The organism is Nocardia sp. CWNU-33, from assembly GCF_046764895.1.
In the GTDB taxonomy this organism is placed as follows: Bacteria; Actinomycetota; Actinomycetes; order Mycobacteriales; family Mycobacteriaceae; genus Nocardia.
Window position 1 is genome coordinate 547826 of the sequence record NZ_JBKOQN010000001.1, and the last position, 26638, is coordinate 574463.

General features: G+C 66.8%; 24 protein-coding genes and 1 pseudogene. 7 read left to right on the forward strand and 18 right to left on the reverse strand.

The window, feature by feature from the left end; genetic code table 11:
* Positions 1–104 precede the first annotated feature (104 nt).
* Positions 105–752: a CPBP family intramembrane glutamic endopeptidase gene (locus ACLMAL_RS01895; RefSeq protein ID WP_411997472.1), complete on the reverse strand. Its 648-nt coding sequence runs from the start codon at positions 750–752 to the stop codon at positions 105–107.
* Positions 749–2482, reverse strand: coding sequence for an alpha/beta hydrolase (locus ACLMAL_RS01900; protein ID WP_411997473.1), 1734 nt, complete (start codon positions 2480–2482; stop codon positions 749–751). Before ACLMAL_RS01900 ends, ACLMAL_RS01895 begins: the two co-directional genes overlap by 4 nt.
* Positions 2483–2905: 423 nt before the next feature.
* On the opposite strand from ACLMAL_RS01900, the gene ACLMAL_RS01905 reads away from it, so the two are divergent.
* Positions 2906–3196 carry a YiaA/YiaB family inner membrane protein gene (locus tag ACLMAL_RS01905; RefSeq protein WP_406235907.1) on the forward strand — a complete coding sequence of 97 codons (291 nt, stop codon included), beginning with the start codon at positions 2906–2908 and terminating at the stop codon, positions 3194–3196.
* On the opposite strand, the gene ACLMAL_RS01910 is transcribed toward ACLMAL_RS01905, so the two are convergent.
* Together ACLMAL_RS01910 and purL are read right to left on the reverse strand one after the other, a co-directional pair.
* On the reverse strand, positions 3180–3494 hold the full coding sequence (locus tag ACLMAL_RS01910; RefSeq protein WP_411997534.1) for an alpha/beta-hydrolase family protein: 315 nt from the start codon (positions 3492–3494) through the stop codon (positions 3180–3182). The two genes, ACLMAL_RS01905 and ACLMAL_RS01910, sit on opposite strands and share 17 nt — an antisense overlap.
* A gap of 155 nt (positions 3495–3649) precedes the next feature.
* Positions 3650–5944: a phosphoribosylformylglycinamidine synthase subunit PurL gene (gene purL, locus ACLMAL_RS01915; protein ID WP_411997474.1), complete on the reverse strand. Its 2295-nt coding sequence runs from the start codon at positions 5942–5944 to the stop codon at positions 3650–3652.
* 246 nt (positions 5945–6190) lie between these two features.
* Between purL and ACLMAL_RS01920 the strand changes: the two genes are divergently transcribed.
* On the forward strand, positions 6191–7498 hold the full coding sequence (locus tag ACLMAL_RS01920; protein ID WP_411997475.1) for a glycosyltransferase 87 family protein: 1308 nt from the start codon (positions 6191–6193) through the stop codon (positions 7496–7498).
* On the opposite strand, the gene ACLMAL_RS01925 is transcribed toward ACLMAL_RS01920, so the two are convergent.
* The 3 genes from ACLMAL_RS01925 to ACLMAL_RS01935 all read right to left on the reverse strand — a co-directional run bounded on the left by ACLMAL_RS01925 (position 7447) and on the right by ACLMAL_RS01935 (position 10389).
* A complete protein-coding gene (locus ACLMAL_RS01925; protein ID WP_411997476.1) occupies positions 7447–8745 on the reverse strand; it encodes a M18 family aminopeptidase in 1299 nt (432 codons plus the stop codon). The genes ACLMAL_RS01920 and ACLMAL_RS01925 overlap by 52 nt on opposite strands.
* 21 nt (positions 8746–8766) lie before the next feature.
* Complete coding sequence (locus ACLMAL_RS01930; RefSeq protein WP_411997477.1) at positions 8767–9753, reverse strand: aliphatic amidase; 987 nt, start codon at positions 9751–9753, stop codon at positions 8767–8769.
* Between the two features lie 210 nt (positions 9754–9963).
* A complete protein-coding gene (locus tag ACLMAL_RS01935) occupies positions 9964–10389 on the reverse strand; it encodes a MarR family transcriptional regulator (RefSeq protein ID WP_328408772.1) in 426 nt (141 codons plus the stop codon).
* A gap of 167 nt (positions 10390–10556) precedes the next feature.
* On the opposite strand from ACLMAL_RS01935, the gene ACLMAL_RS01940 reads away from it, so the two are divergent.
* Positions 10557–10916, forward strand: a complete 360-nt coding sequence (locus ACLMAL_RS01940; protein ID WP_411997478.1) for a hypothetical protein — start codon at positions 10557–10559, stop codon at positions 10914–10916.
* A 360-nt stretch (positions 10917–11276) separates the two neighbouring features.
* On the opposite strand, the gene purQ is transcribed toward ACLMAL_RS01940, so the two are convergent.
* A complete protein-coding gene (gene purQ, locus ACLMAL_RS01945) occupies positions 11277–11954 on the reverse strand; it encodes a phosphoribosylformylglycinamidine synthase subunit PurQ (RefSeq protein ID WP_406235892.1) in 678 nt (225 codons plus the stop codon).
* A complete protein-coding gene (gene purS, locus ACLMAL_RS01950; RefSeq protein ID WP_328408768.1) occupies positions 11951–12187 on the reverse strand; it encodes a phosphoribosylformylglycinamidine synthase subunit PurS in 237 nt (78 codons plus the stop codon). Before purS ends, purQ begins: the two co-directional genes overlap by 4 nt.
* 136 nt (positions 12188–12323) lie before the next feature.
* Between purS and ACLMAL_RS01955 the strand changes: the two genes are divergently transcribed.
* A complete protein-coding gene (locus tag ACLMAL_RS01955; RefSeq protein WP_411997479.1) occupies positions 12324–12968 on the forward strand; it encodes an MBL fold metallo-hydrolase in 645 nt (214 codons plus the stop codon).
* A gap of 4 nt (positions 12969–12972) precedes the next feature.
* Here the strand turns inward: ACLMAL_RS01955 and ACLMAL_RS01960 are convergent, their stop codons facing one another.
* Together ACLMAL_RS01960 and ACLMAL_RS01965 are read right to left on the reverse strand one after the other, a co-directional pair.
* A complete protein-coding gene (locus tag ACLMAL_RS01960; protein ID WP_411997480.1) occupies positions 12973–14337 on the reverse strand; it encodes a dipeptidase in 1365 nt (454 codons plus the stop codon).
* 122 nt (positions 14338–14459) lie between these two features.
* On the reverse strand, positions 14460–15380 hold the full coding sequence (locus ACLMAL_RS01965) for a glutaminase (RefSeq protein WP_411997481.1): 921 nt from the start codon (positions 15378–15380) through the stop codon (positions 14460–14462).
* A gap of 85 nt (positions 15381–15465) precedes the next feature.
* Here ACLMAL_RS01965 and ACLMAL_RS01970 point away from each other — a divergent pair, with 85 nt between their 5' ends.
* Positions 15466–16920 (forward strand): glutamate decarboxylase, encoded by a 1455-nt coding sequence (locus tag ACLMAL_RS01970; protein WP_411997482.1) that lies wholly within the window; start codon positions 15466–15468, stop codon positions 16918–16920.
* A 155-nt stretch (positions 16921–17075) separates the two neighbouring features.
* Here ACLMAL_RS01970 and ACLMAL_RS01975 read toward each other — a convergent pair whose 3' ends face one another.
* Both ACLMAL_RS01975 and ACLMAL_RS01980 read right to left on the reverse strand, forming a co-directional pair.
* Entirely contained in the window at positions 17076–17777 is a 702-nt protein-coding gene (locus ACLMAL_RS01975; RefSeq protein WP_328408760.1) for a DUF2334 domain-containing protein, read from the reverse strand.
* An 82-nt stretch (positions 17778–17859) separates the two neighbouring features.
* Entirely contained in the window at positions 17860–18510 is a 651-nt protein-coding gene (locus tag ACLMAL_RS01980) for a nitroreductase family protein (protein ID WP_411997483.1), read from the reverse strand.
* 126 nt (positions 18511–18636) lie between these two features.
* Between ACLMAL_RS01980 and ACLMAL_RS01985 the strand changes: the two genes are divergently transcribed.
* Positions 18637–19104, forward strand: coding sequence for a MarR family winged helix-turn-helix transcriptional regulator (locus tag ACLMAL_RS01985; protein WP_411997484.1), 468 nt, complete (start codon positions 18637–18639; stop codon positions 19102–19104).
* A gap of 11 nt (positions 19105–19115) precedes the next feature.
* Here ACLMAL_RS01985 and ACLMAL_RS01990 read toward each other — a convergent pair whose 3' ends face one another.
* On the reverse strand, positions 19116–21302 hold the full coding sequence (locus tag ACLMAL_RS01990; RefSeq protein WP_411997485.1) for a S9 family peptidase: 2187 nt from the start codon (positions 21300–21302) through the stop codon (positions 19116–19118).
* Positions 21303–21523: 221 nt separating this feature from the next.
* The gene (locus ACLMAL_RS01995; protein ID WP_411997486.1) at positions 21524–21874 is read right to left on the reverse strand and encodes an ArsR/SmtB family transcription factor; all 351 of its coding nucleotides are present in this window, start codon (positions 21872–21874) and stop codon (positions 21524–21526) included.
* Positions 21875–22029: 155 nt separating this feature from the next.
* On the opposite strand from ACLMAL_RS01995, the gene ACLMAL_RS02000 reads away from it, so the two are divergent.
* A complete protein-coding gene (locus ACLMAL_RS02000; protein WP_411997487.1) occupies positions 22030–23475 on the forward strand; it encodes an MFS transporter in 1446 nt (481 codons plus the stop codon).
* Between the two features lie 63 nt (positions 23476–23538).
* Here ACLMAL_RS02000 and ACLMAL_RS02005 read toward each other — a convergent pair.
* The 3 genes and pseudogenes from ACLMAL_RS02005 to purB all read right to left on the reverse strand — a co-directional run bounded on the left by ACLMAL_RS02005 (position 23539) and on the right by purB (position 26563).
* A pseudogene (locus ACLMAL_RS02005) lies at positions 23539–24494 on the reverse strand (alpha/beta hydrolase).
* Between the two features lie 131 nt (positions 24495–24625).
* A complete protein-coding gene (locus tag ACLMAL_RS02010; protein ID WP_328408747.1) occupies positions 24626–25063 on the reverse strand; it encodes an HIT family protein in 438 nt (145 codons plus the stop codon).
* Positions 25064–25141: 78 nt separating this feature from the next.
* Entirely contained in the window at positions 25142–26563 is a 1422-nt protein-coding gene (gene purB / locus ACLMAL_RS02015) for an adenylosuccinate lyase (protein WP_411997488.1), read from the reverse strand.
* Positions 26564–26638: the final 75 nt, after the last annotated feature.

Below are 26638 nucleotides of genomic sequence, written 5' to 3' on the forward strand. Positions count from 1 at the left end.
CGACGTCGAACAAAGGCGTGCCGGCCCGCGCAGTGACCGCCATCGCACGGCGCGAGTCCACCGGCACCGACCAGTCAGGGGTCGCACGGCGAGTCGCCGCTCGGTCAGCGCGTCGATCGGTGAGCCCACCGAGCGGCAAGCCGTGGGGCGAGCGCTCCGCCCGCGTTGACGGCCAGGTGCAGCAGGGCAGCAGCGGCGGCGCTGTCGGAGCGACGACGGAGCAGGCCGAAGACGAGGCCACCGAGCGCGGTCGCGGCAACGGTCACCGGGACACTGTCGCCCGCGGCGCGGGCCGGGTGGATATGCCACAGGCCGAAGGTGCTCGCGCCGATGAGAATTCCCGCTCGCGTGCCGAAGGTAGTGTCCAGCAACGGATCCAGGGTGCCACGGAAGACCAGTTCCTCGCTGTAGACCGTGCCGATCGGGATATGCACGGCGATCCACTCCGCGGGCGTGACATCCGGGCCGCGATCGGCGAACTCGCACAGCCGGCTCCGCACTCCCGGAACAGCCACGGCCGCACCGTAGCCCGCGACAACAACGGCCGCCGACGCCAGCCCATAGCGCAGTCCACGAACCGACCACCAGTTCGCCCTGCTACCGAACACCAGCGCATACCCGGTGGCGAATCCCGCATTGGCAGCGGTCCTGCCGCGCACATCGAGACCGAGACGCGGCAGCAGCCCATTGCTCCACAGCAGCGCAGTGGCAATAGCAGCAGCACTCTTCGCGACCCTGCCGCCGTCACTCACTTGGTCTCCCGCTCGTAGTCCTCGGCGGCCTCGAGTTGCCCGCGGATCTTGTCGGAGAGCTCCGCGGTCCAATCCGGCGGCTGCGCCACGGCTACCCAGCCATCGAGTACCAGACTGCCGTAGCGATGACCGTGCCCATCGGTGACGCCCTGAGCATTGGTGAGGTCGGCGGCAACCTGCCAGAAGGTGACGAAGGGCCACCAGCGCATCTGCGAGGAGACATCGGAGCCGCGCGGCTCCGAGAGCCAATCCGGTTGGGACAGGATCAGATCGGGCGACCACCAGACGATCGGGTCGGAAGCGTGTTGCAGATACGCGATGCGTGGTGACCGCCATTCGGGACCCGGTCTGACGAGATCGGCACTGTCGCTGGCGAATCGGACGACGAGGCCGTCGGCGTACACCGGCTGCACCTCCCGGGACCCGGGGTCGCGCCGCGAAACGAACTGCTGCCACAGCCGATTGGAGTTCGGCGGACCCACCCACAGCGCGCCGTCCACCTTTGCCCGCAGGTCCGCGAGCCCATCGAAGGCCGCCTCCGAACCCTGCGAACCCAGGCTCTCCCCGTACACGAGCAGCTTCGGCCGAGACTCCGGCGGCCGTGCCTTCCAATGCTGGTACACCGCATCGAAGAGCCCCTTGCCCGCGTCCATGGCCTTGCTGCGGTCGGCGAGGAACGACAGCACACTGGGCAGGTACGAGTACTGCGAGGCAACGATCGCGGTGTCGCCGCCGTACATGTACTCGATGGCACCGGTCGCCATCGAATTCACCCAGCCGGTGCCGGTGGTGGTGACCACCACGATCACCTTCCTGTCGAAGGCACCGGTGCGCTCCAGCTCGGATACCGCGAGTTGCGCCTGCGCCTCGCCGTCGGCCGCCGACTCCAAGCCCACATAGGCCCTGATCGGCTCGCGGGCCTGCCGACCGGTGACCGCCGTGATCCGATGGGCAGAGGGACCGTGCGAAACGAACCACCGCCCCTCGAAACCCAGCGAGTCCCATTTCGCCAATGACGCCGGGCTGCCGGACCGCTCGGGTTGAGACGGCGGCACCGCGTTGGGGGAGGTGTAATCGTTGCGCACGCTGAAGGCCGAGTTGGCCACGGCGAAGAAAGCGCGCGAGGCCACGCCGTTGAAGATTGTGACGACCAGCAGTACCAGCACCAGGAACCCGGCGGTCGGCGCGAGCTCGCGCGGCACCCGCACCCAGCGATTGAGCTGGCGGGCCAGGAAGAGGATGATCTCGCGCAGCGTCCGGTACACGGCGACAACCGCCGCGCCGACGGCCACGCTGAGCAGTCCGGTGCGCAGGTAGGCAGGGGTGGTGGTGCCCTCCATGTCCATCAGCGTGGTGATCTCCCGCTGCCAGCGCGCCGACTGCACGAGCATCAGGCCCGCGCTCAGTGCGGCGGTCAGCAGGATGGCGGATTTCACCGCGTAGCGCACCCAGGTCGGCGGTGCGGGCAGGGTGACTCGCGGTCGAATCCACACCCGGAACACCCACTCCAGCAGGCAGCCGAGGCCGTAGCCGAGCGCGGCATTGACACCGCTGATCAGGCCCTGGAACAGCCAGTCGCGCGGGACGAGCGAAGGCGTCACCGACAGCGCGAAGAACACCGTCGCAATGATCAGCCCCACATAGTTCAGGTCGATGATGTCCTCGGCGCGCCGCACGACAACGACGCCACGCGTACGCAGCTTCGTCAGGGTCGTAGCGGTCTCGAGCACGATCGGCTCAGCGTGACGGCACGCTGCGACGGTCTGGCACGGGTGGCATCGGCGGGTCCGAAACGATCATCACCCGACCAGTATGCTGTGTTGGTTTTTGCAGCGCCTGCGGCGCTGCGTGTTCGCGGCTGGGTTTGTTTTGCAGCGCCTGCGGCGCTGCGTGTTCGCGGCCCCGAAGGCTCGCGTCCGAGCGGCCGAGACTCGCGACTTCGTCGCATGCGCTTCGGCCGCTCGGACGCGAGCCGGCCGCGAACGGTCGCTCGTAAAACTCGCTCCGCGGTTGCTCGGTATGTCGGGAGAAGTCGGCCCGATCAACTAATTGCCCTGGTGGGCAAGAGATTAAGGACCGCGTGGCAATTACCCATTTCGCTCGAGTAGTTGTACCCGGTCGCCCAGGCGGCCGGGCCAGCAGACTCAGTACCCATGAGCACCCCCAACGCACAGCCGAAGACCACCTCGGCATTCCTCGCGCAAGCCGCGATCGCGTTCGGCGTCAGCTTCTTCGGGACCGGCGTCGGCATCTGCTATCTCCCACTGGACATCTCACAGCGCGGCTTTCTCGCCATGTCGGTCCTGTTCCTGGTGTCGAGCACCTTCACCCTGGCGAAGGTGGTTCGCGACCAACAGGAAACCGCGAGCGTGCGCAGGCGCATCGACGAGGCGCGGATGGAAAAACTGATCGCGGAGCACGATCCGTTCAAGTCCGTCGCCTGACGGCGCTCACCTGGGCGGGCCCGGCACACGAGGGGTCCAGGTCCGCCCAGGTGGTGTGTTTACTTGAGCTGACGCTCGCGGATGGCAGCATCCCTTCAGCCTTCGCACGGATATCTGCCAGGCCGGTGAAAGCCCCCTCCGAATCTTGGGAACCGAGACTCTCGCCGTAGACGAGCAGCTTCGGGCCACTGAAGGCCGAATTCGCCGCACTGAAAAAGTGCTTTTGGACAGCACATCGTTGAAGAGCAGGATCTCGGCAACGCGACGAGCACCAAGCCGCCGGGCAGCCGCCCGACATGGGATGCGCACCCACGTGGTCAGCTCGGTCGCGACCCACTGAACCGGCCACCGGGCGTCTCGGCACGGTCGGGATGGAAGAACCGCTCGACGGCGCCGACAATCGTGCCGACGCCGTCGCGTAGACGTCTGAGACTGCTCGAGCCCCGGCCCCGGTCAAATGGCGCTGGCTCCGAACAGCTTCGGCAGCGTGCCCTCGTGCGCGGCGCGCAATTCGTCCATGGGGATGCTGAACTGGCCCTGGACCTCGACGGAATCAGCGCCTTGGTCGACAACGCCGATGCGCACCCACGGCAGCTCCCGCGCGGTGCACATCTTGGTGAAGCGGGTCTCCTCCGAACGCGGCACCGCGACGAGCACCCGGCCCGCCGACTCGGAGAACAGCGTCACGAACGGGTCCGCGCCCTCGGGAAGCAGGATGCGGCAACCGGTTTCGCCGGCCAGCGCAGCCTCGACGACAGCCTGGATCAGACCGCCCTCGGACAGGTCGTGCGCGGCGCTGATCATGCCGTCGCGCGAACCCGAGGTCAGCACCTCGGCGAGCAGCTGCTCGCGGGCGAAGTCGACCTTGGGCGGCACGCCACCGAGGTGGTCGTGGGCGACCTGGGACCAGATGGACCCGCCGAACTCGTCGTGGGTCTCGCCGAGCAGGATCAGCGTTTCGCCCGGCTCCAGGCCGAGGCCGGTCGGGATGCGACGGTGCACATCATCGATGACACCGAGCACGCCGACAACCGGGGTCGGCAGGATGGCGTCCTGGCCGGTTTGGTTGTAGAAGCTGACGTTGCCGCCGGTCACCGGAATGCCGAGCGCGACACAACCGTCCGCGAGACCGCGCACGGCCTGCTGGAACTGCCACATCACACCGGGATCCTCGGGAGAACCGAAGTTGAGGCAGTTGGTGACGGCCTTCGGTGTCGCGCCGGTGGTCGCCACATTGCGGAAGGCCTCGGCCAGCGCCAGCTGCGCGCCGGTGTAAGGGTCGAGCTTGGTGTAGCGCCCCGACGCGTCGGTGGCCAGCGCGATACCGCGGCCGGTCTGCTCGTCGATGCGGATAACGCCCGCGTCGGCGTGCTCGGCGAGCACGGTGTTGCCACGCACGTAACGGTCGTATTGCTCGGTGATCCACTTGCGGCTGCACAACTGCGGGCTGGAAATCATCTGCAGCAGCGTGTCGCGCAGCTCGTCCGGGGTCTTCGGGCGGGTCAGCTTGTCGGTGCTGTCGGCGATGAGCGCGTCCTGCTCGTCGGGGCGCTGGACCGGGCGCTCGTAGACCGGGCCCTGGTGGGCGACAGTGCGCGGCGGCACGTCGACAACGGTCTCGCCGTGCCAGCTGATGACCAGCCGGTCGCCGTCGGTGACCTCACCGATCACCGTGGCGAGCACGTCCCACTTGTGGCAGACGGCCATGAAGGCGTCGACATTCTCCGGCGTCACGACCGCGCACATGCGCTCCTGTGATTCGCTGGAGAGCACCTCGGCCGGGGTCATGCCCTTGGCGCGCAGCGGCACCTTGGTCAGGTCGATGTGCATACCGCCGTCGCCCGCCGCGGCCAGTTCCGAAGTGGCGCAGGACAACCCGGCGCCGCCGAGGTCCTGGATACCGACGACCAACTTGGCGGCGTACAGCTCGAGACAGCACTCGATGAGCACCTTCTCGGTGAACGGGTCGCCGACCTGCACGCTCGGCAGCTTCTTGCGGCCGGCGCCGGATTCGTCGCCGGAGAAGGTGTCCGAGGCCAGCACCGAAACGCCGCCGATGCCGTCGAGCCCGGTGCGCGCACCGAACAGGATGATCTTGTTGCCGGTGCCGGACGCGAACGCCAGATGCAGGTCCTCGACCCGCATTACGCCCGCGCACAGCGCGTTGACCAGCGGATTGCCCTGATAGGAGGCATCGAAGACGGTCTCGCCGCCGATATTCGGCAGGCCGAGGGAATTACCGTAACCACCGACACCGCGCACCACACCGTCGACAACACGGCGGGTGTCGGCCGCGTCTGCCGCGCCGAAGCGCAGCTGGTCCATCACTGCGATGGGCCGGGCACCCATGGCCATGATGTCGCGCACGATGCCGCCGACGCCGGTGGCCGCGCCCTGGTAGGGCTCGACATAGGAGGGATGGTTGTGGCTTTCCACCTTGAAGGTGACCGCCCAGCCGTCGCCGACGTCGACGACGCCTGCGTTCTCACCGATGCCCGCGAGCATGGAGGCCCGCATTTCGTCGGTGGTGGTCTCACCGAAGTAGCGCAGATGCACCTTCGAGGACTTGTAGGAGCAGTGCTCGCTCCACATCACCGAGTACATCGCCAGTTCGGCGTCGGTCGGCCGGCGGCCGAGGATCTCCTTGATCCGCGCGTACTCGTCATCTTTCAGACCTAGTTCTTTATAGGGCTGCGAGATATCCGGAGTTGCTGCGGCTGCGCTGACGGTGTCGACCTGCGGAGTCACGGAGTACCAGGGTCCTTTCGGGCCGGAGCGCGAAGCTGGGGATTCGCCTCGAAGTTTAGCTGTGGCTCCCGACGGGCAGCGGGCCGCATCGCACCCGCCGTCCGGTTAGCCGGTTTTGCGCACCGATGCCGGAGGGTTACGGCGCCGAATCCCGTTGGCGGAATGTGACGCAAGACATGGTGTAGACCGCGGCCAATGGCTCGGTCGGCACACATCGCCCGACATCGCAACCGCTACGCTTTGGCGGTGAGCGATAGATCGGGGATTGCGGAACCGGCTGAGCAGCCCGTCACCTCGGAGCACGTGCGCCCGGAATCCGCAGCGACCGACCCGGTGTTGTCGCGACCCCCGATGTCGAACCGGCAGCTGCGCCGGCTGATCGGCGCCGTCGCCCTTTTCGTCGTTTCCGCCGCCGTCTCGCTGCTCGTGCACTGGTGGAGCGGCTATATCGATCTACAGGTGTATCGCACCGGTGCTCGGGTCTGGCTGGACGACGGCGAGCTGTACGGGCCGATGCCGCCGGTGATGGGGATCGGGCTGCCGTTCACCTATCCCCCGCTCGCCGCGCTGTTCTTCGCGCCATTGGCACTGATGCCGCTGCTGCTGGCCGAGGTGCTGGTCCTCGCCACATCCGTGCTCAGCCTCGGCATCACGCTGTGGCTGGTGCTCGCGCGCTTGCGCCCGGAACTGGACCGGGTGGTCGTCCTCCCGCTGGTCATCACCGCGGTCGCACTGCTGCAATTGCTGGAACCACTGCGCCAGACCTTCGGGTTCGGGCAGATCAACCTGGTGCTGATGGCGGCGATCACGATGGATTGCCTGGTGCGCAAACCGTTCTGGCCGCGCGGCATGCTGATCGGCATCGCGGTGTCGGTGAAGCTGATCCCGGCCGGCTACCTCCTGTATTTCCTGCTGCGCAAGGACTGGAAGGCGGCGGGCACCCTGGTGGTGTCGGCGATCGCGGCGGTCGGGCTCGGATTCCTGCTGTTTCCCGGCGATTCGGTCGAGTACTGGTTCAACACACTGGCCGACACCGGACGGATCGGGCCGCCGTACTACGCGGGCAACCAGTCGCTCAAGGGCATGGCCTTCCGGCTCGGCGTCTCCGATTCGCTGGCGACCCTGATCTGGATCACGCTGTCGCTGGTGGCGATCGGGCTCGCCGCGATCTGGATGCGCAGGCTCATCGAGGCGGGCTCGAACGTGGCCGCGCTGATGGTCAACGCGGCCGCGGTCCTGCTCGTCTCCCCCGTCTCCTGGTCGCATCACTGGGTCTGGATCGCACCGGCACTTGTTGTCGCCGCCGACGCCATCGAGCGCGGCAGGCGCAATCGGTGGTTCATCGGCACCGTCGCCGCAGGCACGGTGATGTTCGCGATCGGCCCGCAGTGGCTGCTGCCACACCAGCACGATCGTGAGCTCGGCTGGGCCTGGTGGCAACAGCTCATCGGCAGCGCCTATGTGCTCGCCACCCTCGCGATATTCGTTGTCGCCGTTGTCAATTACCGCCCGGCCGGGGCGGGTGTCAGGAAGGCCGCAAGCGCCGCGGCGTAGGCCACAACATCGGCAGCGCCCATCAGCTCGCGAGCCGAATGCATAGCAAGCTGCGGTGCGCCGACATCGACGGTCGACATGCCGGTGCGCGCGGCCGTCATGGGGCCGATGGTCGAACCGCACGGCAGATCGGCGCGATGCACGTAGCGCTGCAACGGCACCTGCGCCTGGGCACAGGCCAGCGCGAACGCACCCGCACCCGCCGGATCGGTGGCGTAGCGCAGGTTCTGGTTGACCTTGAGCACCGGGCCGCCGTTCACCTCAATCCGGTGCGCCGGCTCGTGCCGGTCCGGATAGTTGGGGTGTGTCGCGTGCGCCATATCGCCGGAGGCACACACAGATCCGGCCAGCGCGGCCAAATATTCGGCGCGGCCGCCACCGCGGGCCAGCACGATGCGCTCCAGCACGGTCGGCAGCAGATCCGATTGCGCACCCCGATCGGACTGGCTGCCGACTTCCTCGTGATCGAACATCGCCAGCACCGGAATGGCGGCCCCCGGTTCGGCAACCGCGGCCAGGAACGCATGCAGCCCCGCGTAGCAGGTGCCCTGGTTGTCCAACCTGGGCGCGCTGACCAGATCGAAGTCGCGCCCGACCAACCTGCTCGGCGTCAGGTCGTGGGTCATCAGTTCCCAGCCGAGGATCTCGTACGGGTCGACCTCGGCGTGCTCGGCGACGAAAGCGAGGAACGAGCGCGGTGCGGACCCGACACCCCAGATCGCGTTGACGTGGCGCTGCGGATCCAGCGTGACGCCGCGCCGATCCTCGGACAGATGGATCGCCAGCTGCGGCACCCGCAGGATCGGCTCATCGATGCGAATCAGTTGGTCGCGCACCATATTTCCGTCGCGCACGCTGAGCCGACCCGAGATGCCGAGCTCGCGATCGAGCCACGAATTCAGCAGCGCACCGCCGTAGGGCTCGAGCCCGACCAGCTGCCAGCCCGCAACGGCGAGGTCCGGATGTTGCTTCACCCGCAGATTCGGACTGTCGGTATGCGCACCGACGACACGGAAGGGCATGTCGCCGGAGGAGTCCGCGGTCGCCCAGGCGATCAGCGAACCACCGCGAATCACGTAGTGCCTGCTCGGCCCGTCCGACGGCCACGACGCCGACTCCTCGAGCGGGGTGAAGCCGTTGGCCTCCAGCGCACGGGCGGCCGTACGGCACACATGGAACGACGAGGGCGACTCGTCGATGAACGCACACAATCCGGCGGCGGTGGCATCGGTACTGGAAACGGGCATGCCTGCGATCCTAGGCAGCCCTCACCGCACCGCCGGTTCGCCGGCCCGGTCGACGATCTCCTGAACCTGTTCCTGCGCCTTGAGCGGATCGTTGATCCAGGTCCGGTAGAAGTCGAGCGGGCAATCCGCGAGTCCGTGCGCGTGCGCGTCTCTTGTCGTGCCGCGATGCAGCAGGCTGTGCGGGCCGAACTGGTTGCGGTCGAAGTACCGCGTCTCGCGCACCGTCCGGACCGAAAGTCGCGCGGTGCGTACCTCGTTCGGCTCCGACCCGCACTGCGCAAGCGCCCGGCCCTCGGCGTCGATGATCGCGGAATGGCCGCAGTAGGAATGCACTCCGTCGAAGCCGGCGGCGCCGCCGACCACGACGTAGGCACGGTTGGCCCATGCCATCGCCTTGGCCATGGCGAGCTGCTGTTCGGCGGCGCACCCGCGCAGGCTCTGGCAGTGCACTACGAGCTCGGCGCCTTTCATCACGCAGTCGCGCCACACCTCGGGATAGTTGCCGTCCTCGCCGATGATCAGGGAAATCTGTATGCCCTTCGGGCCCTCGCAGACGTAGGTCGTATCACCCGGGTAGCAGGCTTCGCCTTCGGCCGCGGGTGCGATCTTGCGGTAGCGCTGCACGATCTCGCCGCGGTCGTTGATCAGCACGGCGGTGTTGTACGGGGCGCGCAGCGGGTGTTCCTCATGCCGCTCACCCGCGATCGAGACCACGCCCCACACCCCGTTGCGGCGGCACGCCTCGGCAAGGACCTCCGTCTCGTCGCCGGGGATCACCGCGGCGGTGGAGTACAGCTCGGTCTCGTCGTACATCACGCCCATGGCCGAATACTCCGGCAGCACAATCAGATCCAGATCGCGATGACCGCGCCTCAGACCGTCGATCAGATGACCGATCCGGTAGCAGTTCGCCAGCACTTCGGCACGTGTGTGCAAGCGCGGCATCATGTGGTTGATGACGGCCACATACACCGCATCGGGGTTCGACACAACCGCTTCGTAGCCCATCTTCGCTCCTGACGATCGACCAAACTAATTCTGTTTGGAAACATAACCGAAGGAACGGCATTCTGTGCACTTACTGCCGATGAACCGGACTTTCGAGACATTCATCGGATGATTTGCCCGAGCGACATGCACGCCGGAGATTTCATCGGATGATTTACATTCGCAGCAATTCGTCGAACACCGTGTTACCGAAATCCGGACCGTCGAAAGTCAGGTCGCGGAAACGAGTTCGAGCAGCCGCATCAGTTCGGCGTAACGGCGCGCACCCATCCTGGTCCGCAGCTGCTGCTCCGCACGCGCCTCCTCGGCCTGCACCGACTCGACCAGCTCGACGCCGAGCCTGCTCAGCCCGATCAGAATCCGCCGCCGATCACCCTCCGCGGCCAGCCGGAAGATCAGCCCGCGTTCCGCGAGAAAGTCCGCATGCCTGGTCGCCGACGACGGCGCCAGCTGCGATCTGATCGCCAATTCGCTCATCGTGATGCCCGCCTCATTGGACAGATTCGACAGCATCGACCACTGATCGGCCGATAGTTGCCTGGCACACAGTGCATCGTCGAGGTGACTCAGCCAACGGCGTTCCGCAGCACGCAGCGCACCATGCAGCGTGGAATATCCGCCTACAATGGTCGTCATTATTTCCTGCCTGCCCCGAATTTCGCCCGAACGAGAAGAAGAGTACCGAATGTCAGCGTTCGGCGAGAGCCAAGACGGGACGATCGAGATCCTCAACATCGTTCCGATGCAAGGTCCCGGTGGTATCGTCGCCGCCTCGTGTGACGCGGCAATTTCGCTTGCGGTCGATGAAATCAACGGCAGCACCGGAATTCTGGGACGCGAAATTCGTACCACGAATATCGTTGGACAAACGCACACCCGACGGCCGCGCCCGCATGGCCCGCTACCGCAACCTGCACGGCAGCTTCGCCCCGGCACTGACCAGCTTCAGCAACGCCGGCTACGAGGCCATCCACACCTCGAGCGCGCTCGCATCGACGGTGGGCTCACTCGCTGTGCCCGATATCCACGCCGCACTCGACAACGGCGTACTACTCGAAACCCCCAGCGGCACCCGAGGTTTCCTCGGCAATCAGGCAATTCAGCACGGCTACATCGCCCGCGCCGACGGCATCGACTTCGACGTAGTCGACCGCATCACTTAAGTGAGCGATCGTGACATTCCCGCCCGACCCGCGTACATCCACCGAAGTCGCAAGCATCCCACCAACGCGCCCTGCGGCACGATGACGCCTTCCCCGCAAAGCGAGACCCAGCACTAGAGTTCGCGGCGCATCCCACCCCCACAGCCGCCGAAGCGCCTCAACCAAAGTCGCAAGCTCAACTACCGACGCCCCCACTCGGCACGATGACACCTTCCGAGCGCAGCGAGACCGAGCACTAGAGTTCGCGGCCCGTCTCGCTTCCGAGCCGTCGAAGCGCATGCGACGAAGTCGCGAGTCTCGACGGCTCGGAAGCGAGACCAAGGGGGCCGCGAACACGCAGCGCCGAAGGCGCTGCAAAGACTACACAGCGATGAGGGTGTCCAGAACCGAAAGGAAGAGCCCAAGGCCGTCGTCGCTCGGGCCTGTCAAGGGCTCGGTGGCGTGCTCGGGGTGGGGCATCAGGCCGACAACGCGGCCGTTGGCCGAGGCGATGCCCGCGATACCGCGCTGCGAGCCGTTCGGGTTGGCGCCCGCGTAGCGGAATACCACCCGACCTTCGCCCTCGAGCTCGTCGAGCACGGCGGTGGACGCCTGGAAGCGACCCTCACCGGACTTCAGCGGGACGAGGATCTGCGCGCCTGCCTCATACCGTGAGGTCCACGCGGTATCGGCCGATTCCACCCGCAGCCATTCGTCGCGGCAGATGAAATGCAGGCCCTCGTTGCGGGTCAGCGCGCCGGGCAGCAGGCCGGCCTCGCACAGCACCTGGAAGCCGTTGCAGATGCCGAGCACCGGCAGGCCGCGGCCCGCGGCGCGGATGACCTCGCCCATCACCGGCGCGAACCGGGCGATGGCGCCCGCACGCAGGTAATCGCCGTAGGAGAAGCCGCCCGGCACGACGACCGCGTCGACCTGCTTCAGATCGGCGTCGGCGTGCCACAGGCTGACCGCTTCCGCGCCTGCCAGCCGCACCGCACGCGCCGCGTCGACGTCGTCGAGCGTGCCGGGAAACGTGATGACCCCGATGCGCGCAGTCATGAGACGCGGACGACCTTCCATTCCTCGATCACGGTGTTGGCGAGCAGCGCCTCAGCGATCTGTTCGAGCTCCGCATCGCTGACGCTGTCGTCGATGTCGAGTTCGAATCGCTTGCCCTGCCGGACATCCGAGACTCCGGCGAATCCCAGACGCGGGAGCGCGCCGACGATTGCCTGCCCCTGCGGATCCAGGATCTCGGCCTTCGGCATCACCTCGACCACGACTCGTGCCACGCGTTGCTCCTCAGGTGGTATTGGGGTGTTACCTGTGCAGCGTAGTTGTCCGAGCCGTCCGAGCCGCCTTCGGGGTCGGCTCGGAATCGACAGGGTGCCAATAGCCAACCGGCTGGGTGCCAAATAGCCTTGCCACATGCGTATAGCCCACTTCGGCCATTCCTGCATTCTCGTCGAACTGCACGGCAAGAAGGTGCTGTTCGATCCCGGTACCTTCGCGCACGGCTTCGAAGGCATCACCGGACTCGACGCGATCGCCGTCACCCATCAGCACCCCGATCACATCGATCCACTGCGGATCGACGCCCTGGTCGAGGCCAATCCCGGCGCCCGGCTGCTTGCCGATCCGCAGACTGCGAAGCAACGCGGCGCACCGTGGGAAGCGGTGCACGCAGGCAACGTGCTGACGCTCGGTGGCCTGCAGATCACCGGTGGCGGTGGCAGGCACGCGGTGATCCACCCGGAAATCCCGGTGATCGACAACACCGTGTTCCAGCTCGGCACGGCCGAGGACCCCGCACAGCTCGTTCATCCTGGCGACTCGCTGTGGGTGCCGCCGGTGCCGGTCGGTGTGCTCGCCCTGCCTGCCGTCGCGCCGTGGATGCGGATCAGCGAGGCCGTCGACTACCTGCGCGCGGTCGGTCCGCGCACCGCCTTCCCCATCCACTACGGCATTGTCGTGCCCGAAGCGCAGGGCGTCTTCTTCGGCAGGTTTGCCGAAATGCGACCCGCAGATACCGAATTCAGGGTGATCCAGCCCGAGGACACCGCCGAGCTGTAGGTCTCTACGCCAGCTCGGCGTAGCTGGTCAGGAACAGGGCTTCGGCCAAAGCCAGGTGCTCGATCTCGCTGGGGTCCACGCTCTCGTTGGGGGCGTGGATCAGGCATTTCGGTTCCTCGACGCCGAGCAGCATGATCTCGGCGTCCGGGTAGGTGTCGGCGAAGACATTGCACAGCGGGATGGAGCCGCCCTGGCCCTGCGTGGTCGCTGGCCGGCCATAGGAGGCAGCGAGCGCGGCCTCCATCGCGACGCGGGCCGGTCCACCGCTGCCGGATTTGAAGGGTGCGCCGGTGGCCTCGGCTTCCAGGGTCAGCTTCGCCTGCCACGGCGTGTTCGCGTGCAGGTGCGCGGTGAGCGCTTTCCATGCCTGCTCCGGGTCGGTGCCCGGTGGGATACGCAGGTTGAGCCTGGCCCGCGCCGAAGGCTGGATGGATGCCGACGAGCCGACCACGGGTGGCGCATCGATGCCGAGCACCGTCAAAGCTGGTCGCGCCCAGAGCATATCGGCGACGGTGCCGTCCCCGGTCAGTTCGACCCCGCCGAGCACGCCTGCGTCCGCGCAGAACTGCTCCTGCGGATACTGCACGCCGGTCCAGTGCTGGTCGTTCGACAGACCGAACACGGTGGTGTTGCCGTGCGCGTCACGCAACGAGGCCAGCAGCTGGATCAACGCGGCGAGCGCATCGGGAGCCGGTCCGCCGAACATGCCGGAATGCACAGGGCCCGCGAGGGTTTCGATCGTGACAACCACATTCACGTTGCCGCGCAGCGTTTCGGTGAGGGTCGGCACGCCGACGGCGAAGTTACCGCAGTCGCCGACCAGGATCGCGTCGGCGCGCAACAGCTCCGGGTTGGCCTCGACGAACCGCTCCAGCCCGCCGGTGCCCTGTTCCTCGGAACCCTCGGCCACCAGTGTGATGCCGAGCGGCACCTCCGAGCCGAGCGCCCGCAGCGCGGTGAGGTGCATGACGATATTGCCCTTGCAGTCGGCGCTGCCGCGGCCGTACCAGCGCCCGTCTTTCTCGGTCAGCTCCCAGACCGGCGTGCGCCATGCGGCGTCGTCCAACGGCGGCTGGACATCGTAGTGGCAGTACAGCAATACCGTCGGCGCGCCAGCGGGCGCGGGGCGCGAGGCGATGACAGCTTTGCTGCCGTCGGGTGTTTCGTGCAGACCGACCTTGGTCAGCCCGGTCGCGGCGAACGCATCCGCCACCCACTGCGCGGTCCGGTGACATTCCGCCGGCGGGAATTGCCGGGCGTCGGCCACCGACTTGAACGAAACCAGCTGGGTGAGATCGATTTTCGCCTGCGGCATCAGAGCCGCGACCCGCTTGCGCAGTTCGGCTGTACGAGGTTCGTCGGAAGTCATGCCAGCGCCTCACTTGGTTGTGTTGTCGACCTTCATATCCTGTACGTGCGCCAGGTACGCACCGAGATGATCGGTCGGCGCGACAGCGAATTCACCCGACCGATCGGTCTGTGTCGCACCGGTCAGAACATCGAATAGCCCGTCGTCCTGGCGAAGGACGCCAGGGCGACCGCGCCCGCCACCGAATTGCCCTTCGCGTCCAGACCGGGCCCCCAGGCGACGACCGAACATTTGCCGGCCACAATGGACAGGATGCCGCCGCCGACACCGCTCTGGCACGGCAGACCGATCCGGTACGCGAATTCCCCTGCGGCATCGGAGCTCCCACACGTGGTCATGAGCGCGACGAGTTGCCTGGCATCGGCGCGGTGCAGCAGTCGGGAGCCGTCCTCGCGCAGCCCGTCCCGCGCGACGAGCAGACCGGCCTTGGCGAGCTGCTCGCAGGTGATGGCGATCGAGCATTGCCGGAAATAGTGGTCGAGCGCCTGGTGCACCGGATTGATCATGTTGCCGAAACTGGCCATCAGATAGGCCATCGCCCGGTTGCGGTCTCCGGCGCCTTCCTCGGATTCGACCGTCACGCTGTCGACTTGCAGATCCGCAGCGCCGGTTTCCGCGCGCAGCAGGGTGTGCAGCGCCTCGAGGCCGTTGCCGGTGTCGTGCAGTAATTGGTCGGCGACCACGATGGCACCGGGGTTGATGTACGGGTTGCGCGGGATGCCGTTTTCCGCCTCCAGTTCGATGAGCAAGTTGAACGGCGTGCCGGACGGCTCGCGACCCACCCGCTGCCAAATCGGCGTTTCCTTCCTGCTGAGCACCAGAGCCAGCGCGAAGACCTTGGAAATACTCTCGATAGCAAAGGGCGTGTGCGCCTCCCCCACGCTGTAGACGTGCCCGTCGACGGTGGCAATGGTGAAGCCGAATTGCTTCGGATCGGCCTTCACAAGATCGGGAATGTAGTCGGCGACCTGGCCGGAACCGATGCTCGATTCTGTATCAGACATCACTTGCGTTATGACATGCCGATAGTCCATGGTGCGCATAGTAAACGATTGGCATCCATTATTGTTTCGATGAATATGCAGGTACAGCAATCAATTTCAAATCATCGACACTACTATCCGCAGCATGGCAAACATCAAGCGAGCCGCTACTCGGGAGGCTATTTCGATGTCCGACACCCCTGATCCCGACGACCTTTTCGCGATGCCCGGCCTCAGCAGGACCGCGCCGAAATCCGGGTTCCCGGCGCTGGAACTCTTCCCCCAGGTCGCCTACGAAATCGTGCACGACGAACTCATGCTCGACGGTGTCTCCCGGATGAACCTGGCGACCTTCTGCACCACCTGGGTGGACGACCAGGCACGCAGGTTGATGGCCGAATCCCTGGACAAGAACATTGTCGACAAGGACGAGTACCCACAGACGGCCGAACTGGAGCGCCGCTGTGTGCGGATGGTCGCCGACCTGTGGCACTCCCCCGATCCGGCGGGCACGCACGGCACCTCGACCACCGGCTCCAGCGAGGCCGCGATGCTCGGCGGCCTGGCCGCCAAGGTTCGCTGGCGGAAGCGGGGCGGCACCGGGACACCCAACTTCGTCTGCGGTCCGGTACAGGTGTGCTGGGAGAAGTTCGCCCGCTACTTCGACGTCGAAATTCGGCAGATCCCGCTGCGCGGTGATCGCCTGACCATGCATCCCGACGATGTGGCGGCCTACTGCGACGAGAACACCATCATGGTGGTGCCGACCTTCGGGCAGACCTTCACCGGGCTGTACGAGGATGTCGAGGGGATCGCCAAGGCTCTCGACCAGCTGCAGCGGGTCAGCGGCCTGAACATTCCCATTCATGTGGACGCCGCGAGCGGCGGGTTCCTCGCGCCGTTCACCGCACCGGATCTGATCTGGGACTTCCGGCTGCCCAGGGTGAAGTCGATCAACGCCTCCGGCCACAAGACCGGCCTGGCCCCGCTCGGCTCCGGTTGGGCGATCTGGCGCGAGGCCGCCGACCTGCCGCCGGAGCTGATCTTCAACGTCGACTACCTGGGCGGCAGTATGGCCACCTTCAACCTCAATTTCTCCCGCCCCGGCGGGCAGGTGATCACCCAGTACTACGAGTTCATCCGGCTCGGCCGCATCGGCTACACCCGGGTGCAGTCCCAGATCTACCACGTGGCAAAGCACTTGGCGGCAGGCCTGCGCGAACTCGGTCCCTTCGAAATGATCCATGCGGGAAATCCGCAACAGGGCATCGCTGCGGTGTCGTGGCGGCTGAAAGACGAAGCGGACCAAGGCTTCAATCTCTACGACCTGTCGGATCGGCTGCGCACCCGCGGCTGGTTGATCGCCGCTTACCCGCTGCCCGCCGACCGCGAGAACGAAACCATCATGCGCGCCCTCATTCGGCACGGGTTCACCATCGATATGGCAGAAATACTGCTGTCGGATGTCATCCGCGGCATGAACCAGCTGGTGCGGCATCCGCTGACGACGCCGCTCACCAAGGCGGAGGCGGGCGGCTTCACGCACACTGCGACGGCGGCGGTACCGGACAACAAGGCGACCCCGAAAAAAGCGAAGTAGTAACGAGGACCGACGACGACATAAGACCCGCCGCGCGCCGCCGCCCGATTACGCCATACGAGCGGCGGCGCTTCGCGGGGCGGTGCCGATCACACCATTCACCCGACCTTGTCGCGGGCGACCGCGGCCACCGCCGTCGCCCGCGCCTATCCGGTTCACGCCGCCCGTGCGGCCGTGAACGATTCCCAGCGATAGACATCACCGACCGCGCCGTGCAGCAGGGCGAGATCGACCGCGTCGAGAATGGCCTGGCGCGGACCCGAGCGGTCGAGCTGAGCGGCCGAGATGGCCAGACGCAGCACGCCACCGCGGCGTGCGGTGCGGGCCGCACCCATCACCAGCGCGCGACACCACCACGGCTCGGCACGGAAGCCCTCGCCGATGCCGTACACGCGCGCTTTCTGCGCCACGTTACGTTCCAGGTCGAGCATCGAGGTCAGCCCGAGCGCGAGCCGGAACCCGACCTCCGGCAGCGCCTCGATGGCCCCTGCCGAAGCGTCCCACCGCGGCGCGGCGAACAGCCTGGTGCGCAGCTCCACCTGCTCCATCACCCGATCCGCCGCGGTGAGCCGCAACCGCGCCTCGTGGTGCGGCAGGGTGGCGAACTCGGCCCTGCGCGGCTTGGTCGCCGCCTGGTCGTAACCGTGCAGCACAATGGCGTCGCCCCGCGCGCGACGACCGCGCAGCCATGCCTGCGTCGCCGGATCGTCGACCAGCCGATACCGCCCCCTGAGCCGCGGCGCGACCAGCAGCGACATCGGCACACCACGCCGATCCATCTCCGCGCCGAACTCGATCGCGGCATTTCGGGTGGTGTCCCTGATCCCCGACACGGACACGATCAGCTGAGCGGTCATGAACCCACGATGCCCTGGCCAGATGTACTGAGCGTGCAGCACGGATGACCTCGCGACGAACACACCGTCACGCTCTTGTCGACTACCAGCGGTCCCAGTGCAGCACTTCGGCCCGAGGCACCCGCACGGCAGGCTTGAAGTCGGTGCCGAGGGTGTAGGCCAGCGGTATGAAGGCTGCGAGCATCACCTTGTCGTAGGGAATGCCGAGTGCCGCGGCGAGTTCCCGTTCCAGTGGGCCCTGCGCAGTGGTCCACGCGGTGCCGAGACCGCGAGCGCGGGCCGCGAGCATGAAGCTCCACACGGCGGGCAGGATCGAGCCCCAGGTGCCCGCCTGGGTATCGACCGGTGCGCGGTCGGTGCGGCCCTCGATGGCCGGGATCACGATCGCGGGCACCCGATGGATGTTGTCGGCGAGATAGCGCAGGCCGTCGAAGATGGCCGCGGTCGAGCCGGGGGCGAAGTTCATGCGGCGCATGTCGTCGGCGGTCAACGGCTGTCCGGCTCCGCGGGTCAGCGCGCGGCGGAAGAGGTCGCCCACCACCCGGCGCTTCGCCTTGTCGGTGACGACCACGAAATGCCAGCGCTGCCGATTGCGCCCGGTCGGGGCCTGGGTCGCGAGGTCGACGCACTCCTCGATCAGCTTGCGCGGCACCGGGCGGTCGAAGTCGAGCCGTTTGCGCACCGCGCGGGTCGTGGACAGCAGCTCATCCGGGGTCAGATCCAGGGTCATCACACACTCCTCGGGCCGAATTCGTCTGTGAGCAGACGATCAGACCGTATTCCTGAAGATAATCTGCTGTCAAACGATTGGAGTGCAGATGAATAATGCTAGGCTCAGGGCAGCCACAGTGAGGGGACCATGCCGACAACCGACCAGAACGCCAAGCCGACCTACTTCCCGCGCCTGGCCGCCGAGCGGCTCGATATCGCGCTGTGCCGCGCCTCGACCACCGTCGCCCGAGCGGGCGAAATGCACGCTAGCGCCCAAGGTCTCGGAGTAGGTCAGCACTTGGTGTTGAAGATGCTCGCCGCGGTCGGAGCCTGCTCACAGCAGACACTCAGCGAGGAACTGCGGATAGATCGCAGCGTGATGGTCAGCGTGTGCGACGACCTGGAGAAGTCGGGTTACGTACGCCGCGAGCGCAACCCGCACGACCGCCGCTCCTATGCCGTCACCGTCACCGACGCGGGCCTCGACCGGCTGCGCGCGGCGGAAGCAGCCATCCCAGCCCACCTGGACGCAACCTTCGCGGCGCTGACCCCCGCCGAGCGTGTTCAGCTCACCGCGCTACTCGGCAAGCTCCTGGTGCCCAAGCCTGCCGAGTAACCCGGACTCGGCTACACGTCGGCCAGTCCGACGATGTCGAGCATCCAGGCGTATTCGAACGCGACTTCCTTCCACTTCTCGTAGCGGCCGCTGACCCCGCCGTGGCCTGCGCTCATCTCGGTCTTCAACAGCAGCGGGGCCTCGCCGGTCTTGGTGGCACGCAGCTTGGCGACCCACTTGGCCGGTTCCACGTACAGCACGCGAGTGTCGTTGAGGCTGGTGACGGCCAGGATGGCCGGGTAGTCGGCGGCCACGACATTCTCATACGGCGCGTAGGACTTCATGTAGTCGTAGACGTCCTTGTCCGCCAAGGGATTACCCCACTCGTCCCACTCGATCACAGTGAGCGGAAGGGACGGGTCCAGGATGGAGGTGAGCGGATCGACGAACGGAACGTTCGCGAGGATGCCGGCGAACAGCTCCGGCGCCAGGTTCGCCACCGCGCCCATCAGCAGGCCGCCCGCGCTGCCGCCGTCGGCGACCATGACGTCAGCCGAGGTGACACCGGTATCGATGAGATGCCGTGCGCAAGAGACGAAATCGGTGAAGGTGTTCTTCTTGGTGAGCGTCTTGCCGTTCTCGTACCAGAGCCTGCCCATCTCACCGCCGCCGCGCACGTGGGCCACCGCGAACATCATGCCGCGATCGAGCATGGACAGCCGCGAGACCGAGAACGACGGGTCGATGCTGGCCTCGTAGGAGCCGTAACCATAGAGCAGCAACGGTTTCGGCGTGGAGGTGTCGATGCCCTTCTTCCACACCAACGAGATCGGAATACGGGTGCCGTCGGCGGCGACCGCCCAATCACGATGCTGCTCATAGTCGTTCGGGTCGTATCCGCCGAGCACCGGCTGCTCCTTGCGCAGCAACAGCTCACCGGTGGCAGGCACGTAGTCGAACACCTGCAGTGGCGTGATGAACGAGGTGAGGCCGATCCGCAGCGTCGGCTGCTCCCACTCGGGATTGGCGCCCGAGCCGACCGCGAAGAGCTCCAGATCGAACTCGAGCTCACGGCGCTCGCCGTACCCGGCTTCGGTCAGCGGCCAGACGGCCACCCTGGTCAGCGCCTCACGACGGTAGCTGAGGACCAGGTGATCGGCGAAGCAGTCGATGTCCTCGATCCGCACGTCGTCACGATGCCCGATCAGCAGGGTCATGTTCGACGGGTCGGCGACCGGTGCGTCGGCGAGCACGAAGTTCTCCGCCTTCACTCCGTCGACGACATCGTTGTGCAGGATCAGGAAGCGGTCCTCGCCGCCGACCACCGCATGCTCGGCGGAGTACTCGACGCCCTCGCGGCGCGGCAGGATGACGCGGAATTCGCCCTCGGGGTTGTCGGATTCCAGTACCCAGCCCTCGGTGGTGATCTTGGAGCCGACCCAGATCATCAGGTACTTCTCCGAGCGGGTGGCGCCGATGCTCACCCAGTAGCGTTCGTCGGGTTCGTGGAACACCTGCACGTCGGTGTCGGTGGCGGCGCCGAGGTGGTGGCGCCACACGGTGTCGGGCCGCCACGATTCGTCGACCGTTTGATAGAAGATATGCGAGCCGTCCAACGACCAGGTCGCACCGGGCGCGGTCCCCACGATCTCGTCGGCGAGCAACTCGCCGGTGCGGAGGTCCTTGAAACGCAGCACGTACCGCTCGTCACCGGCGGTGTCGACCGAGTAGGCGAGCAGATTGCCGTCATGGCTCAGCGAGAACGCGCCGAGCGCGAAGAAATCGTGGCCCTCGGCCTGCTCATTGCTATCGAGCAGAATCTGCTCGCCGGGGATCTCGGTGCCCACCTCCAGCTGCGGCGGCGTCCACGCGTCGATCCCCTCGGCGTCGGCATCGATGGGACAGCGGCAGTGCACGCCGTACTGCTTGCCCTCGAAGCTGCGCGAGTAATACCAGTACTCGCCCATACGCGTCGGCACCGAAAGATCGGTCTCCTGGGTGCGCGCCTTGATCTCGTCGAAAATCTTCTCCCGCAGCGGCTGCAGATGCGCGGTCTGCGCCTCGGTGTGGGCGTTCTCCGCCTCCAAGTACGCGATGACCTCGGGGTTCTCCTTGTCCCGAAGCCACTCGTACTCGTCGACGAAGGTATCGCCGTGGTGCACCCGCTCGGTCGGGACCGTCTTGGCGGTCGGCGCCGTCACCACCGCCGACCCGCCGTCGGGGTTAGGGATCGTTCCGGTACCTGTGTCGAGAGCCATGGGATCCACCGTAGCGGCGCACCCCGGTGTCGGCGTGTTGGCGGGGCAACTCCGCCATGAGCGGTCTGTTTTATCGGGCGGCGACACCCGCACTCCCCATAGGCTCGCGACCCGGTAGACCGCAACAGCACACCTCTCGAACGGGACAGCGCTGCACGAAAGCACCGAAGCCCTCGGCAGTCTCATCGGAGCGTTGCCGAGCCGTGGGGATGGGCGTGCTGTCAGGGGCGAGCAGAGGGGGTTCCGGAGGGGATGGCTTCGTCGCTTCGGGCGCCGGTCAGGATCGCGTCGAGCAGGCCCGGGTAGCAGGCGTCGAGGTCATCGCGGCGCAGTGAGACGAGGTTTTCGCGGCCGGAGGGGATCTGGTGGATCACGCCGCCCTCGCGCAGCACGCGCCAGTGGTGGGTCATCGTCGATTTCGCGTTGACCTCGATGAGCTCGAGCACGCTTGTGCAGTTGTGCTGGCCACCTTCGGCGAGCACGCGCACGGCGGCGAGCCGGATCGGGTTGCCCAGTGCCGAGAGCACGTTCTCGATGCGGATCTGATCGCGGTTCGGGTGCTGAAGAACCATAGTCCGATAGTACCGCGATATACGAACAATCCCTTGACAGATCGTACGTATTAACTAGTACAGTCCAAATGTACGCCATTATACGTACGGTCGAACGGTGTGGGCCCCACCGTTCGACACCTCCGTCTCACGCAGCCAGAAAGGCGTGCACTCAGATGCCCACCTCACTCACCGGCCAACGGCTGGGCTGGACGCTGGCACTGCTGGCGTTCGCGCAGCTGATCTTCGCGCTCGACCTCAATATTGTCTTCGTCGCACTCCCCGAAATCGGATCCGACCTCGGCTTTCCCGGCCAGACCCAGCAGCTGGTCGTCAGTGCATACGTCGTGTTCGCCGGCGGCTTCCTGCTGTTCGGCGGGCGCGCGGCCGACCTGCTCGGCCGCCGCAGGATATTCGTGCTCGCACTGACGATCTATGCCGTCTCGTCGCTGATCGGCGGACTTGCGGGCAGCCCGATCACCATCATCATCGCCCGCGCCGTGCAGGGCATCGGCGGTGCACTGCTACTGCCCTCGACGCTCGCACTGCTCAACACCCTGTTCGACGAGGGCCCGAAACGCAATCGGGCACTGGCGATCTGGGGCGGCGCCGGGGCGAGCGGTCTGACGGTCGGCGCATTGCTCGGCGGCGTGCTGACCGACGGCTTCGGTTGGCCGGCAGTCTTTTTCGTGAATGTTCCGCTCGCCGGCATCGTCGCGCTCGCCGCACTGGTGGTGATTCCGCGCGATCCAGCGGGCGGCCCGCGTCGCTCCTTCGATCTGCCCGGCGCGCTCAGCGTCACCGTCGGGGCGACGGTGCTGGTGTTCGCGCTCGTCGAGGGTCCCGAATTGGGTTGGAGCAGCCCGTTTGTCGTCGTCGCTTTCGTCGCTGCGGTGCTGTTGCTCGCGCTGTTCACGGCCATCGAGGCGCGCAGCGCCGATCCGCTGGTGCCGTTGCGGCTGTTGCACAACCGCAGTCTCACCGTCGGCATGGCGGTCACTTTTCTGTACATGGCGACATTCGGCGTGCTCCCGTACTTCCTTTCGCTGCTCATGCAGGGCGTCCACGGGTACAGCGCACTACAGGCCGGCCTGGCCTTCCTGGTGCCGTCGCTGGCCATCGCCACCGGCACGCAACTCGGTGAGCGACTCACCACTCGCATCGGCGGTCGCACCACCCTGCTCATCGGCTTCGCTGTCGGCGCGGCGGGCACGGTCGTCCTCGCGATCGGCTTCGACCCGGATTCGAGCTTCGCCGCACTGGTCCCCGGCCTGGTGATCTCCGGTGTCGGCCAGGGCATCGTCTGGACCGCCATGTGGATCACCGCGGCAACGGGCACCGCCGCGCACGAGCAGGGGGTGGCGAACGGCATCGCGTCGACGGCAATGAATATCGGAAATGCCATCGGCCTTGCGATCTTCACCGTCCTCGCCGAACTCGGCACCGCGGGCAAGTCCGGTGCTGCCCTGCGGGAGGCCACCGCGCACGGCGAGTCGTTTGTGGTCGTTCTGACGGCAGCCGGGATGGCGCTCGGGCTGATTGTCGTCCTCGTGCTGCCCCGACACCGGGCCACCGATTCGGATGCGGTGTCCGCCGGTCGGCCGCCGGTCGTCGCGGGATAGCCCACGACGAATGACGAGCCCGGCCCTATGTCGGGCCGGACTCGTCGTTCCTGCACAGCAGAGTCAGGCCCCGATTGCCTGCCCGATGGTCGGCCACGAGGCGTGCAGGGTGTCCTGCCAGTAGGACCAGGAATGGGTGCCGGTGGGGCGGTAATCGACGTGCGCGGGGATGCCCATGCGGCGCAGACGCTGTTCGAACGAGACGGTGCAAACGTTGACGCCGACCTCCACCGGGCCACCGAGGAAGATGTTCTCGGCCAACTGCGGCTTGATGTCGGTCTCGTACGGGCCGGGGATTCCGGTGCCGGTGGACAGGTAGATCGTCTTGCCGCGCAGTCGCTCGGCCAGCAGCGCCGGATCGTGCTCGGACCAGGCGGGGCTGCCCGGCACGCCCCACATCCGCATCGGGTTGCCACCGCGATTGGCGATCGAGAACATCACCGCAGCCTGGGCAAGACCTCCGGGCAGGCGCTGTAGCCCGCGACCGCGCGATATAGCTGGGGATTGCGGACCGCAAGAATAAAGGCCGCGTTGCCGCCCATGGACAGGCCGCCGATCGCGTTCACGCCGTTGCCACCGAAGCGGTCGTCGATGATCGGCGGCAGCTCCTCGGTCAGGAAGGTCTCCCACCGGTAGCGGCCGAACCGCGGGTCGTCCTGCTGCCAGTCGGTGTAGTAGCTGGCCTGGCCGCCCACCGGGAGCACCACGTTGACGTTCTGGCTCGCGAAGAAGCTCTCGGCATCGGTCGCGTTGGTCCAGGTGCTCTGTCCGACGCCGGGATCCAGGCCGTCGAGCAGGTAGTACGAGGGGCGGGCGCCGCCGCCTCTCGGGTGCAGTACCTGTACTTGGATGATCTTGCCCATCGCCGGTGACTCGATGAACACCGCGGACTTGGTCGGGCCGAGGTCATCAATCCTGACCATCTGGGCGGCCGCGGCCTGCGCAGGCAGCGATACGAGGGGTCCGAGCACACCGAGCGAAAAAGAGAGCACCACTGCAGCAACAATTCTTCGTCGCATGTCCCGCTCCATCAGCCCACCACAGTTGGCAGTCAACGTAACTCACCACTAGCCGTCGCGGGCGGAAAATGACATTCGGGCATTTCTTCAGCAAACCACGGGTCGACGCTACCCGCCGCCCACACAGCGCTTTACGAAGCTTGCGCACTCCGCCCGAGCGCGCCGCGAATAGACCCGGCCAGATAATCGAGGTCGGCCCGTTTCGGGCTGGTCGGTCGGCCACGCAGACCGAAGCCGTCACCCGGCCTGCGCGGGATCACATGCAGGTGCACATGGAACACCTCCTGGCCCGCGGTCACCCCATCGGCCAGAAAAAAGTTCACTCCGTCGCAGCCCACTTCCGACACCCGCAGCGCCGCCGCCAACTGCTGCCCCACCTGGAACAACTTCCCGCCGACCGACGGATCCAGCTCCGCGAGACTGCGGGCGGCCACCTTCGGGACCACGAGCAGATGCCCCGGCGTCATCGGCCGAATATCCATAAACGCCAGCACATCGTCGTCTTCGTACACCGTGCTCGCGGGCGCCCGCCCGGCGATGATGTCGGCAAAAATCGTGTAAGGGTCCACACGGCACCCTAACGAGCGCACGCGGGCACCCTGCCCGGCTCCCGCCGACCGGCGCGTGATCGGCGGGAGCGGCGGCGGTCAGAGGATCGGCGACGGCGTGTAGCGTGCCGCTTCCGGGTGGGAGTCGACGAGCTTCTGCACCTGGGCGATCACCTCGGAGACCTGGGCTTCGGCGGCGCCGATGAAGGCCGACTTGTCGGCAAGGGCGACGTCGAGAGCCGGGCGGTCGAGCGGGAAGCGGTCGTCGGCCGCGAGGCGGTCGAGGAGGTCGGGTTCGCGCCCCTGTTCACGCATCGCAAGGGCGACGGCGACCGCGTGTTCCTTGATCACCTCGTGCGCGGTTTCGCGGCCGACACCGGCCCGGACCGCCGCCATCAGCATCCGGGTGGTGGCGAGGAAGGGCAGGTAGCGGTCGAGTTCACGAGAGACAACGGCCGGGTAGGCGCCGAATTCGGCCAGCACGGTGAGGAAGGTTTCCATCATGCCGTCGATCGCGAAGAAGGCATCCGGCAGCGCGACGCGCCGAACCACCGAACAGAAGACGTCGCCCTCGTTCCACTGCGCGCCCGCCAGCTCCGCGGCCATCGACGCGTAACCACGCAGCACCACCTGCAGGCCGTTGACGCGTTCGCAGGAGCGCGTGTTCATCTTGTGCGGCATCGCCGAGCTGCCCACCTGGCCGGGCTGGAAGCCCTCGGTGACCAGCTCGTGGCCCGCCATCAGCCGGATGGTGTGCGCGAACGACGACGGGCCCGCACCAACCTGCACCAGCGCCGAAAGCACGTCGTGGTCCAGCGAACGCGGGTACACCTGGCCAACGCTGGTCAGCACGGTGGCGAAGCCGAGATGCCCGGCGACCTGCTGCTCCAGCCTCGTCAGCTTGGCCGAATCGCCACCGAGCAGGTCGAGCATGTCCTGCGCGGTGCCCATCGGGCCCTTGATGCCGCGCAGCGGATACCGCTCGACGAGTTCGCGCAACCGGGTCAGCGCGATCAGCACCTCGTCGGCCGCGGAAGCGAAACGCTTACCGAGCGTGGTGGCCTGCGCCGCGACATTGTGCGACCGGCCCGCCATCACCAGCGCCTGGTATTCGGCGGCGCGCTCGGCCAGCCGAGCCACGATGGCGACGCCGTGCGCGTGCACGTGCTCGAGCGAGAGCCGGATCTGCAGCTGCTCCACGTTCTCGGTGAGATCGCGGCTCGTCATGCCCTTGTGCACGTGCTCGTGCCCGGCCAGCGCGTTGAATTCCTCGATGCGGGCCTTCACGTCGTGGCGGGTGACCCGCTCACGCTCGGCGATGGAGGCGAGGTCGACCTGGTCGATCACCCGCTCGTAGTCGGCGATCACGCCGGCCGGCAGCTCGATGCCGAGTTCCGACTGGGCCCGCAACACCTCCAGCCACAGCCGCCGCTCGAGCACGATCTTGTTCTCGGGCGACCAGAGATGCACCAGTTGCGGACTGGCGTATCGAGTGGCGAGGACATTAGGGACAAGGCTCACGACCGCGCCTCGCTGACGCTCGGCTCCGTCGTTAGCCAGGGCGCTGTGTCTATGGCTCGTTCGCTGCGCTCTCTC

Coding starts and splice junctions, on each gene's coding strand:
- ACLMAL_RS01905 (WP_406235907.1), top strand. CDS start 2,906: ATGAGCACCCCCAACGCACAGCCGAAGACCACCTCGGCATTCCTCGCG.
- ACLMAL_RS01910 (WP_411997534.1), bottom strand. CDS start 3,494: ATGTCGGGCGGCTGCCCGGCGGCTTGGTGCTCGTCGCGTTGCCGAGAT.
- ACLMAL_RS01925 (WP_411997476.1), bottom strand. CDS start 8,745: ATGCCCGTTTCCAGTACCGATGCCACCGCCGCCGGATTGTGTGCGTTC.
- ACLMAL_RS01930 (WP_411997477.1), bottom strand. CDS start 9,753: ATGGGCTACGAAGCGGTTGTGTCGAACCCCGATGCGGTGTATGTGGCC.
- ACLMAL_RS01935 (WP_328408772.1), bottom strand. CDS start 10,389: ATGACGACCATTGTAGGCGGATATTCCACGCTGCATGGTGCGCTGCGT.
- ACLMAL_RS01940 (WP_411997478.1), top strand. CDS start 10,557: ATGAAATCAACGGCAGCACCGGAATTCTGGGACGCGAAATTCGTACCA.
- purQ (WP_406235892.1), bottom strand. CDS start 11,954: ATGACTGCGCGCATCGGGGTCATCACGTTTCCCGGCACGCTCGACGAC.
- ACLMAL_RS01955 (WP_411997479.1), top strand. CDS start 12,324: ATGCGTATAGCCCACTTCGGCCATTCCTGCATTCTCGTCGAACTGCAC.
- ACLMAL_RS01960 (WP_411997480.1), bottom strand. CDS start 14,337: ATGACTTCCGACGAACCTCGTACAGCCGAACTGCGCAAGCGGGTCGCG.
- ACLMAL_RS01965 (WP_411997481.1), bottom strand. CDS start 15,380: ATGCGCACCATGGACTATCGGCATGTCATAACGCAAGTGATGTCTGAT.
- ACLMAL_RS01970 (WP_411997482.1), top strand. CDS start 15,466: ATGGCAAACATCAAGCGAGCCGCTACTCGGGAGGCTATTTCGATGTCC.
- ACLMAL_RS01975 (WP_328408760.1), bottom strand. CDS start 17,777: ATGACCGCTCAGCTGATCGTGTCCGTGTCGGGGATCAGGGACACCACC.
- ACLMAL_RS01985 (WP_411997484.1), top strand. CDS start 18,637: ATGCCGACAACCGACCAGAACGCCAAGCCGACCTACTTCCCGCGCCTG.
- ACLMAL_RS01990 (WP_411997485.1), bottom strand. CDS start 21,302: ATGGCTCTCGACACAGGTACCGGAACGATCCCTAACCCCGACGGCGGG.
- ACLMAL_RS01995 (WP_411997486.1), bottom strand. CDS start 21,874: ATGGTTCTTCAGCACCCGAACCGCGATCAGATCCGCATCGAGAACGTG.
- ACLMAL_RS02000 (WP_411997487.1), top strand. CDS start 22,030: ATGCCCACCTCACTCACCGGCCAACGGCTGGGCTGGACGCTGGCACTG.